Origin of the sequence: Intrasporangium sp., assembly GCF_036566125.1 — a bacterium.
Classification (GTDB): domain Bacteria; phylum Actinomycetota; class Actinomycetes; order Actinomycetales; family Dermatophilaceae; genus Intrasporangium.
This window is the reverse complement of sequence record NZ_DATCWX010000242.1, coordinates 1-10,706: the sequence shown is the minus strand read 5'-3', so window position 1 is coordinate 10,706 and position 10,706 is coordinate 1. Positions and strand designations below refer to the sequence as shown.

The following is a 10,706-nucleotide window of genomic DNA, read 5'->3' as shown; positions in this document are numbered from 1 at the left end:
AGGTGGCGAGGTAGCGGGCGAGGCTCGGCAACCTGCCCAGAACCTGCCCCAAGAGAAATCCGGGGCAGGTCAGCAGGCAAAAAAATCGCTAAGCGATTGATCTTGTTGGTCGGGGCAACAGGATTTGAACCTGCGACCTTCCGCTCCCAAAGCGGACGCGCTACCAAGCTGCGCCATGCCCCGTCGCGCCCGGGCGGACACGATGAGACCCGCGGGTGCAGGTCGATTCGTGATGACAGGACGCGAACCAGTAGGCTAGCGCCTCGGATCGCCGGACCAACCAGCGGCCCTGCGGGCGTAGCTCAATGGTAGAGCCTCAGTCTTCCAAACTGATTACGCGAGTTCGATTCTCGTCGCCCGCTCCAAATTCGCTTGGGCGCACTCCCTTCTCCTGCCTACCGTGGTGGCGTGAACCGACCTCCCCTCCATACCGCCCTGCAGGACAGGGACGCGGTGCTCCGCGCGTTCCTCGCACCCGACGGTTCGCTCACCGACATCCCGACGCGGCTGCGGAAGCGGCTCGTCGTCCTCGACCACCTCGCGCAGGAGTTCGAGCCGGGGGAGAAGTACGACGAGACGGCCGTCAACGCCCGGCTGCGCGCGTTCCACCCGGACGTTGCGGCGCTGCGCCGCTACCTCGTGGACGAGGGCTTCCTCGACCGGGCCGACGGACTGTACTGGCGCTCTGGGGGCTCGGTCGACTGACCCAGCACAGCGGCATACGGCCAATGCTGTTGTATGCCGCTGAGCTCACTCCGCACGGAAGCCGAGGGTCTCGCTGAGGAAGCTCTCGGCGCCCTCCGCTTCCAGTCCCTTCTCGACCGCGGCGGCGGTCCGTGGCGACGGCCAGGCGTGCCACCAGAAGAGCGCCGCAGAAACCGGGAGGGCCACGAGCAGCGGCAACCAGGAGTGCGGGGTCACGAGGAAGGACACGGCGAAGGCGACGAGCACCGGCATCTCGGCGACGGCCGAGCGCAGGACCGTGGTCGACCCGAAGTAGTGCAGGCTCGTCCGGGCGGCGTTCTCGCGCGGGAGGCCCATGGGAAGGGACGGGACCGAGTAGCCGAAGACCACGATGACTCCGGTCGCCGCGACGACCGATGCGAGGACGATGCCGACGGCCATCCATGAGGGCGGGACCGGCTCCGGGTTGACGGGCAGGTCGACGAGGATCCGCGTCGCCGAGAGCATCAGGGCCCCCATCCCGATCGCAGCGCTGAGCAGCTGGAGCGGCCGAAGTGCGCCGAGCCCGGCGGCAACGGCATTGTCGTCGGGAGTGGGTGACGGACGAGGCGAGGACATGGGCAGAGCATAGGAGGAGCGCATTTAGTGCGGGGACGCGTCGACCTATAGCATGGTGCGTCGGTGCGCCCAGCAGGCGTGAGCCGTTGCCTCATCCCTATTCCACATTCCACGTTCCACAGCCCCCTTGGAGTACCCGCAGTGAAGAGTGCGCTCGAGACCCTCAGCCCGACCCGGGTCAAGTTGACCGTCGAGGTCCCGTTCGAGGAGCTCAAGCCGAGCCTCGATGCGGCCATCAAGCACATTGGCGAGCACATCCAGGTGCCGGGCTTCCGCCGAGGCAAGGTCCCGGCCCGGATCATCGAGCAGCGCGTCGGTCGCGCCGCCGTGCTCGAGGAGGCCGTCAACAACGCGCTGCCGGAGCTCTACGGCAAGGCCCTCGAGGAGAACTCCGTCCGTCCGCTCGGCCAGCCCGAGATCACCGACCTCAAGGTTCCGGCGACCGATGGCGAGGACTTCAGCTTCATCGCGGAGGTTGACCGGCGCCCCGACATCGAGCTGCCCGACTTCTCGGACCTCGAGCTGACCGTCGACGAGGCGACCGTCTCCGACGACGACGTGGAGGAGCGCCTCGACGCGCTGCGCGCCCGCTTCGGCACCCTCAAGGGCGTCGAGCGGCCCGTCCAGGACGGCGACTTCGTGTCCATCGACCTGTCGGCGGACGTGGACGGCGAGGAGGTCGACGCGGTCAAGGGTGTGTCCTACGAGGTGGGCAGCAACAACATGCTCGAGGGAATGGACGAGGCCCTCATCGGCATGCAGGCCGACGAGACGAAGACGTTCACCGCACCGCTCGCCGGAGGCGACCGCCAGGGCCAGGACGCCAACTGCACGGTCACCGTGCTGTCGGTCAAGGAGCGAGAGCTTCCGGAGCTCGACGACGAGTTCGCCCAGCTCGCCTCGGAGTTCGACACGCTCGAGGAGCTGAAGGCGGACCTCACCGAGAAGGCCGGGACGGATGCCAAGTTCGCGCAGGGTGTGGCCGCCCGCGACAAGCTGCTCGAGGCCATCCTCGAGCGCGTTGAGGTGCCGGTGCCCGAGGGCGTCATCGAGGCCGAGGTGCACTCTCACCTCGAGGGCGAGGGACGGCTCGAGGACGACGAGCACCGCGCCGAGGTCGACGAGAACACCCGCAAGGGCCTCAAGACCCAGCTCCTGCTCGACGCGATCGCCGAGAAGGAGGAGGTGCAGGTCCAGCAGGCCGAGCTCATCGAGTTCCTCGTCATGAACGCCCAGCAGTACGGCATGGACCCGAACGCCTTCGCCCAGTCGCTCGACCAGGAGGGCCAGATCCCGACCATGGTCGCGGAGGTCGCCCGCCGCAAGGCGCTCGCGTCGGTGCTCGAGAAGGTGTCCGTCAAGGACACTGCCGGCAACGTCATCGACCTCAACGAGGCGATGCCGGGCACTGAGGTAGACCTCGAGGACGACGAGGAGCAGGCATCTCCCGAGTCGCCCGACTCCGCGGACTCGGCGGACTCTGCCGACTCCCCGGACTCTGCCGACTCCCCGGACTCGGCTGACTCACCGGACTCGGCTGACTCGGAGGATGAGAAGGCCCAGGCCTGAGCACCCGCTGATTCCACGTGGCCCCCGACCGGACATCCGGTCGGGGGCCACGTGCGTCCGGGCATCGCCCCGTCACAGCCCAGCCTCCGGAACGCCGGGGTTTACCGCATTGCGGACGATCGTTTGACAGGTTGTAAAGCAAGGGGACAACATGTCAGCAGGACGACCCGCCTGACGGCGACGACGACGTGACGCTGACGAAAGGCTGCCATGACGGAGACAACGACTGCCGGTGGTGGAACCATCAACACCGTCCTCGGTCCGATCCCCGCTCGTGACCTGGGCGTGGTCGCGGTGCACGAGGCGCTGTTGTCGGTGGTCCCCGGAGCCGAGCACGCGTTCGACGTCACGATGGATCGCGCGGAGATCTTCGAGACGCTGGCGCGGAAGCTGACGGGCTTCCGGGACCAGGGTGGGACCACGATCGTCGACAGCACCGGCATGTTCCACGGCCGGGACGTGGCGCTGTACGAGGCGCTCTCGCGCTCGACGGGCGTGCACATCGTCGCGTCGACGGGCATGGGACCGGAGGAGATGCTCGGCGGCTACTTCCTGACGCCACAGACCAACCCGCCGACGCCGTGGCCGGCGGAGAAGTTCGCCGACCTCTTCACCCAGGAGGTCGTCCAGGGCATGGTGGTTCCCCGCGTCGAACGGCGCGGCCCCGCGGGCCTCGTGGCCACTGCTGCGAGTCCCGAGGGCATGACCGCCACCGACGAGAGCCTCTTCCGCGGGGCTGCCCGAACGGCCCTGAGGACCGGCGTCCCGATCTCCATCCGCTACGGGAAGGATGCCGTGCACGACCTCGAGATCGTCCTGGACGAGAACCTGTCGGCGGACCGCGTCGTCGTCGGCGGGCTCGACCGCAGGGATGCTGTCGCTGCCGGCGCGCCGCTTGAGGTTGCCCGCCGCGGCGCCTTCGTGGCCCTCGACCACGTGGGTCTGGAGGACGCGGCCCACGTCACCGACCGGGAGCGCGCTGGGCTGGTGCTCGAGCTGGTCGCGGCTGGCCATGCAGACCGGATCATCCTGTCCAGCAACGCGATCGGCGTGGCCAAGGGCCATCCCGACAGCGATCCGACCCCTGATCTGCCGTTCGGCCAGGTCCTGTCGACGTTCGTCCCCTTCCTCAGGTCACACGGGGTCAGCGACAAGGATCTCCAGCGCATCCTGGTGGAGAACCCACGCGCCCTGCTGACGATTTCTCAAAGGTGAGTGTTGTGTCGAGAGTGAACACCGTGCTGGGATCGGTCCCGGCTCAAGAGCTGGGGATCGTGGCGGTCCACGAGCACATCGGGTACGGCATGCCCGGGTGCGAGCTGGACTCGAAATGGTGGAAGACCCCGGAGGAGCGGTACGAGGAGACGGTGCCGAAGCTGCGCCAGTTCCACGAGTACGGCGGCGGGACCTTCGTCGACGCGACGGGCATCTGCAACGGCCGCGACGTCGACTACTACAAGTCGTTGTCCGCCAAGACCGGCGTCCACATCGTCGCGTGCACCGGCTTCGTCGGGGGCGACACCGCCCTGCCGTTCTTTGCCCGGGCGAGCGTCGACTACCTCGCCCAGCAGTTCATCCACGAGATCACTGTGGGCATCGGGGATACCGGCAGCCGCGCCGGCGTCATCAAGGTCGGCGTGAGCCGCGGTGGCCGCATGACGGACCTGGACAAGCGCATCTACCGGGCTGCCGCTCGCGCCGCCCTGAGCACGGGCGTGCCGATCCTGACCCACTTGGCCATCGACGCCGAGACGGCGATCGCCATCTTCGGGGAGGAGGGACTCCCGCTGGACCGAGTGCTGTTCGGGCACGCCGACGACGGCGTGAACGCCGAGAAGACGCGCGACACCTGGATCGCCGAGCAGGGGGGTCGAGTCGGCTTCGACACCTTCGGCTACGAAACCGAGCTCGAGGACCCACCGTTCTGGGCCCGCCCGCGCAAGGAGCGGCTCGACCACTTCCTCCGCTTCATCGACCAGCACCTCGACAAGGCGCTCGCCTCGGCCGATGCCAACTGCAGCCCCTTGGGCTGGCCGGGTGTCAAGGGCCACACCGTCAACTACATCTTCGAGGACCTGATCCCCGACCTGCGCACGGCCGGTGTCGACGAGTCGACGATCACGAGGCTGTTCGTCGAGAACCCAGCCGACTTCCTGACCATCAAGAACTGACACGAGGACAGATCCAATGAAGCATTCAGACCTCAAGAACCTCACCATCGCCATCGTCGGCGCCGGATACGCCGGCGCAGCCACGGCCAAGGCCCTGAGCCTGCTCGGCGCAGAGGTCAACGTGTACGAGCAGGCGACCCAGATCCGGGAGGTGGGCGCCGGCATCGGTCTGCGTCCCTCGACGATGGGCCGATTCCGCGAGTGGGGGATCTTCGACGCCATCGCCAAGGTCAGCTCGCCGAGCGACTACTTCGAGATCCTCACCGCCACGGGTGACCCGATCATGAAGGAGGCGTGGCCGGAGATCGACACGTACGGTGCGAAGACCCACCTGATCCACCGCGGCGACTTCATCGACGCCCTGGTCGGTGTGCTCCCCGAGGGCATGGTGCACTGCGGTCACAAGCTCGCGACCATCGAGGACAAGGGGGACCGCTCCGTCCTCACCTTCGCCAACGGCACCACGGTCGAGGCCGACCTGGTCGTCGGGGCGGACGGGATCAAGTCCGTGGTGCGCCAGCAGCTCTTCAGCGACAAGGAACCGGTGTTCTCCGGTGAGCGCGCCTACCGCGTGGTGATCGACGTGGCGGATGCCCAGGGGATGGCCGTCGACGACAACCTGCGGATGTACATCGGTCACGGCACGAAGGTCTACTTCCTGCCGCTGCGCCACCGCAAGCAGGTGTCGTTCGACGTCACCAGCCTGTGTCCGGACAGCACCTGGACGCCGAAGGTCACCAAGGACGAGCTCCTCGCTGAGGTGGAGGGCTTCGACGAGCGGATCGTCAACATCACCCGTGACCTCGACATGAACGCCGTGAACGTTCGCGCGGTCTACGACATCGACCCGGTCGACACGTGGCACTCGGACTCCGTCGCCCTCGTCGGCGACGCGGCTCACTCGATGCTGCACCACCAGGGTCAGGGCGCGAACTCGGCGATCCTGGACGCGGGGGCGCTCGCTGACGCATTGGCCGAGGCCGACTCCGTCAAGAACGCGCTGGCGCAGTATCAGCAGGTTCGCAAGCCGGTGACGGACGAGCTGCAACGCATCTCGCGTCAGGGGTGGCGCGAGGATGAGGTCAATGATGTCTTCCCGGGACAGAAGCCTGGGTCCCAGCAGCCGCAGGCCTGACGCCATGCCGTTGCACCCGGAGATCGCGAAGGTCCTGGCCTCCTTGCCGGCGCCCGCCGGCGGTCCGCTCGACCCGGCCGTCATGCGTGCGGCCGAGGAGGCGCAGGTCGCTCCCGCCGAGGAGCGCCTGCGCCTGCATGCAGTCGAGAACCTGACCGCATCCACCGCAGTGGGGGACGTGCCCGTCCGCATTTACACGCCAAGGGACTCAGCGGCATACGGCTTGCTGCTGTATTTCCACGGCGGCGCGTTCTTCCTCGGGAGCCTGGACACGCACGACCACGTCGCACGGTCCCTGGCGAAGGCGACCGGGCTCAAGGTCATCTCCGTCGGCTACCGCCTGGCGCCCGAAGCCGCCTATCCGGCCGGTCTACAGGACTGCTACGAGGTGGTCCGCTGGGCGGCGGAGAACGGCGAGAGCCTGAAGTGGGACGGTGGGACCCTGGCCATCGCCGGCGACAGCTCGGGAGGCACGTTCGTCGCTGCCGTTGCCGCCAGGGCCCACGACGAGGGGTTTGACCGCATCTCGCACCAGGTGCTGTTCTACCCCTCGCTGGACCTCGACTTCGACGTCGACCGCTATCCCTCCCTGCGGGAGAACGCCGAAGGGTACGGCCTCGAGACGGCCGGTTTGAAGCCGTTCAACGCCTTCTACCTCGACAGCGGTGCGGACCCAGCAGATCCGCTCGTGTCGCCGATCAAGCGCGAGGACCTCTCCGGCTTGCCCCGCGCCCTCATCATCACGGCAGAGTACGACCCGCTCCGTGACGAGGGCGAGCGCTACGGCGAGAGATTGCGCGAGGCCGGGGTGGAGGCAACGGTCAGCCGCTACGCCGGTGCCAACCACGGGTTCGTGGCGAACTTCTCCTGGATCCCGGAGTTCCACCTCGCCTTCGACGAGACCGCCGACTTCCTGAGCAGAGAGCCATGACGCACGAGGTCACCGTCCACCCCCTGGTCTCGCCGTGGGGTCGCTTCGGGCTGTACACGTTCTTCATCGACGCCCCGGAACCGGCCATCGTCGACACCGGGATCGCCTCATCCCCGGCTGAGGGCATGGCTCCGGCGCTCGAGGCCCTCGGGCGCCGGATCGAGGACGTGCGCTGGATCCTGCTGACCCACGGCCACATCGACCACATCGGGGGCGCGCATGCCCTGTGGGAGCTGACCGGCCGCAAGGCTCGGGTCGTCATCCACGAGGCCGATGCGACGCTGCTGCGGTCCCGCCGTGCCCACGTCGAGGAGTACCTCGCCGGCCGGGGCAGATTCGTGGATGACCCCGAGGGCGAGGCGAACGTGACGGCCGCCGGGAACGCCGTCATCTCCGGCGAGATGGAACCCACTCTGCTCGTCAAGGGCGGCGAGACCCTGTCCCTCGGTGGTGACGTGACGGTCTCCGTCCACTCCATTCCCGGCCACACGCCCGGCTCTGTCGCCTATGTCATCGACGGGCAGCGGTCTGTTTTCGTCGGTGATGCGGTCCAGGTACACGGAGCGGCCAACGGGTTCCCCGGCTACGCCGACCCGGTGCCCTACCGCACGAGCCTGGAGTACCTGCGCGACCAGATCCGTCCGCAGCGCCTCTATCTGGGGCATCCGTACCGCACTGCCGACGGCGTGCCCTACGGCGTCGAGCTCGACGGCGAGGAGGCGCAGCGGGCGCTCCAGGAGAGCCTGGACATCGAGGGCCGCGTCAGCGGCGCTGCCCACCGATACCTGGAGAAGGGCGTGCAGGTGACCGACTCTCCCTACAGCCCGTTCGCCCGGGTCGCCGCGGAGCTCGGTTACGCGGGCGATCCCACGCTGGAGCCCGCGCCGTTCTTCACGACGATGCACGGCTATCTCACGCAGTTCACCCAGAACCTCCTGAGCCAGGAAAAGGAGCCACCGCTCAATGGCTGATCTCCAGACATGGGACGCCGGCGGACACACCATCCGCATCCGTAAGGACCTCCGGGTCCCCATGCGGGACGGCGTCGAGCTCGCCGCCGACACCTACGAAGGTGTCGAGGACCGGCCGCGCCCGGCCCTCGTGGCGCTGAGCCCGTACGGCAAGGAGCTGCAGGCCCTGGCCCTCACCACACCACCACAGCGCCGTCCCAGCCCGATGTGGGACGGCTGCATCGAGGCCGGTGACATCGCCCGGGTCGTCGCCGAGGACTACGTGCACGTCATCGGCGACCTGCGCGGCTCCGGTGACTCCGGCGGCGAGCACATCGGCAACTACAACGCCGGAGGTGTCCCGCTGGGCCAGGACGCCTACGACTTCATCGAGTGGGTCGCAGCGCAGCCGTGGTGCGACGGGAACGTCGGCATGATCGGGATCTCCTACTTCGGCTCGATGCAGGTGCTGGCAGCCGCGGAGCGTCCCCCGAGCCTCAAGGCGATCTTCGTCTCCGGAGGTCACTACGACTTCTACGAGACCACTTACCACGGCGGCATCATGTGGTTCATGCCGCGCGCAGCCCGCGAGGGTCGGGGCGGTGACTCTGGCTGGGCGTTCACGGACCGCGTGAAGTCGCGCATGCTCGAGACCTACTCTCCGGAGGAGATCAAGGAGCGGGTCGCGGCGCGCCTGCAGGATCCGGACATCGCCGCCTGGCCGAACCTGGTGCACGTGCTGCACTACCCGAAGAACCACGAGGCGTGGTTCGACATCGTCCTGAACGAGCTCGACGGGGAGTGGTACGAGGAGCGCAACCCAGTTGCCCTCGCCCCCAACATCGAGATCCCGGTGTGGCTGCAGCTCGACCACGGCCGCGGGTGGACCCTCGACGGCACGATCGAGCTCTACAACGCGCTCAAGGGGCCCAAGAAGCTGGACATCGGCCCCTACCCGCCCATGCAGTCGCGCCCCTTCATCGAGGAGCACGACAAGATGTTCCGCTGGTACGAGTACTGGCTCAAGGGCATCGACAACGGCGTGATGGACGAGCCGCCCGTCACGGTCTTCGTGGAGGGCGCGCGCGAGAGCGTGACCGCTCAGCAGTGGCCACCGAAGCCGATCGAGTACCGGCCGCTCTACCTGCGCCCGCGCCACCAGCTGTCCCCCGAGCCGGAGCTGATGGGCACCGAGTTCGCCGCACCGGACGGGTTCTACCAGGCGCCGCTCACGGTGACCGACCAGGTGCAGCTGCTCAGCTGGGGAGCCGCGCCGTTCGACGAGGACACCGAGATGATCGGCACCGGTGCGGCCCACCTCTTCGCCGAGATCGACCAGGAGGACACCAATTTCATCCTGCGCCTGTGGGACGCCGCCCCGACCGGCAAGCGCCAGCTGATCACCACCGGCTACCTCAAGGCCTCGCACCGCGAGCTGGATGAGCGCACCACCGAGGGCAGCCCGTACCACCCGCACACCCGCACCGAGCCGGTCGAGCCGGGCAAGATCGAAGAGTACGTGCTCCGGCTGTACCCGTTCGCGAACGTGTTCAAGAAGGGCCACCGCCTGGTCGTTGAGCTCTCCAACTGCGAGCCGCTGGCCGACGAGCACAACGCGCTGCTGCCGCCGGACGCCTTCCACCTGCCGGTGGGTCGACCCGTCACCCACAAGATCTACCGAGACGCCGCGCACCGGTCCCGGCTCGTCCTGCCGTTCACCACGCGCGCAGGCAAGGGGGACTAACCAAGCCGGTTCTCTCGGTTGTCAGTGGATGAGCAGGTGGCACCAGGAAGCGGTCAGCTCGTCAAGACAGATGCGCCGGTCGGTGAGCCACCCCACGGCAAAGTAGCGCCGCGCCAGGTACTCGAACTGGCCGAAGGCCAGGACGCACCGGATCCGCCGGTTGGCGGGCTCGAACCGTCCGGCCTGGGTCAGGCCATCGGTCATCTGCCTGACGACGTCCTCGTACCACTGCTCGGTCTGCCGTGCGACGTCCGGCTCGTGGGAGGCCTGGTAGCTCACCGTGAGGTAGGGCTTGATGGTGTCCCACTGGTCGAGCTTCGAGTCCAACCAGGTCCGGATCAGCCTTGGATCGCCCGAGCGGACGACCTCGGTCAGGGAGGGGTCGTCCACCGAGGTCAGGATCTCGTCGGCCCGCTTCAGCAGCTCGCTGACGAGCTCCGCCTTCGACGAGAAGTGCAGGTAGAACGTCGTCCGCGTCGTGCCGGCAGCCGTGGCGATGTCGTCTATGGTCGTCGCGGGGTACCCCTTGCGTTCGAGCACCGTCAGCCCGCTGTCGAGCAGAAGGTCATGAGTCATCCGCTTCTGGACCTCTCGCAGCGTCGCCATGGCGCCAATCTACTGTGTGTACAGAAACTGGTCTATCTGTTCATCGAATAGACGCCGCGCCCAGTCTGGGTCGGTCGGGCGACGGAGCGTGCAGCGTAAGGTGTCCTTCACTTCCAACGCGCGACGATGCGCATATTCGATCGTCGCTCGCCATCACGACCTGCTGAACACGCCATCCACCCCACACTGCCATGATTGCGGCCTCGTCCCCTCCGCCGGCTGGACGGCGGTGACAACGCTGCGCCGCCGACGAAAGGACCACATGTGCTGGACAGGGACCACAGGCGTGGTGGTCTCG

The 10,706-nt window shown here is 67.7% G+C and carries 10 protein-coding genes and 2 tRNA genes; 9 read left to right on the top strand and 3 right to left on the bottom strand.

Annotated elements, in window-relative coordinates:
* Positions 1-106: 106 nt before the first annotated feature.
* Positions 107-183: transfer RNA gene (locus tag VIR15_RS14955), tRNA-Pro, on the bottom strand.
* 108 nt (positions 184-291) lie between these two features.
* Between VIR15_RS14955 and VIR15_RS14950 the strand changes: the two genes are divergently transcribed.
* Both VIR15_RS14950 and VIR15_RS14945 read left to right on the top strand, forming a co-directional pair.
* Positions 292-365: transfer RNA gene (locus VIR15_RS14950), tRNA-Gly, on the top strand.
* 43 nt (positions 366-408) lie between these two features.
* Complete coding sequence (locus tag VIR15_RS14945) at positions 409-705, top strand: DUF2087 domain-containing protein (protein WP_331929081.1); 297 nt, start codon at positions 409-411, stop codon at positions 703-705.
* 45 nt (positions 706-750) lie between these two features.
* Here VIR15_RS14945 and VIR15_RS14940 read toward each other — a convergent pair whose 3' ends face one another.
* The gene (locus VIR15_RS14940) at positions 751-1,302 is read right to left on the bottom strand and encodes a hypothetical protein (RefSeq protein WP_331929079.1); all 552 of its coding nucleotides are present in this window, start codon (positions 1,300-1,302) and stop codon (positions 751-753) included.
* 141 nt (positions 1,303-1,443) lie between these two features.
* Here VIR15_RS14940 and tig point away from each other — a divergent pair, with 141 nt between their 5' ends.
* The 7 genes from tig to VIR15_RS14905 all read left to right on the top strand — a co-directional run bounded on the left by tig (position 1,444) and on the right by VIR15_RS14905 (position 9,802).
* Entirely contained in the window at positions 1,444-2,871 is a 1,428-nt protein-coding gene (gene tig, locus VIR15_RS14935) for a trigger factor (protein WP_331929076.1), read from the top strand.
* Positions 2,872-3,081: 210 nt separating this feature from the next.
* Positions 3,082-4,086, top strand: a complete 1,005-nt coding sequence (locus tag VIR15_RS14930) for a phosphotriesterase family protein (protein WP_331929074.1) — start codon at positions 3,082-3,084, stop codon at positions 4,084-4,086.
* Between the two features lie 5 nt (positions 4,087-4,091).
* Positions 4,092-5,042 carry a phosphotriesterase family protein gene (locus tag VIR15_RS14925; RefSeq protein ID WP_331929071.1) on the top strand — a complete coding sequence of 317 codons (951 nt, stop codon included), beginning with the start codon at positions 4,092-4,094 and terminating at the stop codon, positions 5,040-5,042.
* 16 nt (positions 5,043-5,058) lie between these two features.
* Complete coding sequence (locus VIR15_RS14920; RefSeq protein WP_331929069.1) at positions 5,059-6,177, top strand: FAD-dependent oxidoreductase; 1,119 nt, start codon at positions 5,059-5,061, stop codon at positions 6,175-6,177.
* 4 nt (positions 6,178-6,181) lie between these two features.
* Entirely contained in the window at positions 6,182-7,108 is a 927-nt protein-coding gene (locus VIR15_RS14915) for an alpha/beta hydrolase (protein ID WP_331929067.1), read from the top strand.
* A complete protein-coding gene (locus VIR15_RS14910; RefSeq protein ID WP_331929064.1) occupies positions 7,105-8,079 on the top strand; it encodes an MBL fold metallo-hydrolase in 975 nt (324 codons plus the stop codon). Before VIR15_RS14915 ends, VIR15_RS14910 begins: the two co-directional genes overlap by 4 nt.
* Positions 8,072-9,802: a CocE/NonD family hydrolase gene (locus VIR15_RS14905; RefSeq protein WP_331929061.1), complete on the top strand. Its 1,731-nt coding sequence runs from the start codon at positions 8,072-8,074 to the stop codon at positions 9,800-9,802. The genes VIR15_RS14910 and VIR15_RS14905 overlap by 8 nt, the downstream gene beginning before the upstream one ends.
* A 21-nt stretch (positions 9,803-9,823) precedes the next feature.
* On the opposite strand, the gene VIR15_RS14900 is transcribed toward VIR15_RS14905, so the two are convergent.
* On the bottom strand, positions 9,824-10,408 hold the full coding sequence (locus VIR15_RS14900; protein WP_331929059.1) for a TetR/AcrR family transcriptional regulator: 585 nt from the start codon (positions 10,406-10,408) through the stop codon (positions 9,824-9,826).
* Between the last annotated feature and the right edge of the window lie 298 nt (positions 10,409-10,706).

What these genes read in the sequence shown, in the direction of transcription:
- VIR15_RS14905 (WP_331929061.1), top strand. Translation starts at nt 8,072, where the DNA reads ATGGCTGATCTCCAGACATGGGACGCCGGCGGACACACCATCCGCATC.
- VIR15_RS14900 (WP_331929059.1), bottom strand. Translation starts at nt 10,408, where the DNA reads ATGGCGACGCTGCGAGAGGTCCAGAAGCGGATGACTCATGACCTTCTG.
- VIR15_RS14920 (WP_331929069.1), top strand. Translation starts at nt 5,059, where the DNA reads ATGAAGCATTCAGACCTCAAGAACCTCACCATCGCCATCGTCGGCGCC.
- VIR15_RS14930 (WP_331929074.1), top strand. Translation starts at nt 3,082, where the DNA reads ATGACGGAGACAACGACTGCCGGTGGTGGAACCATCAACACCGTCCTC.
- VIR15_RS14915 (WP_331929067.1), top strand. Translation starts at nt 6,182, where the DNA reads ATGCCGTTGCACCCGGAGATCGCGAAGGTCCTGGCCTCCTTGCCGGCG.
- VIR15_RS14940 (WP_331929079.1), bottom strand. Translation starts at nt 1,302, where the DNA reads ATGTCCTCGCCTCGTCCGTCACCCACTCCCGACGACAATGCCGTTGCC.
- VIR15_RS14910 (WP_331929064.1), top strand. Translation starts at nt 7,105, where the DNA reads ATGACGCACGAGGTCACCGTCCACCCCCTGGTCTCGCCGTGGGGTCGC.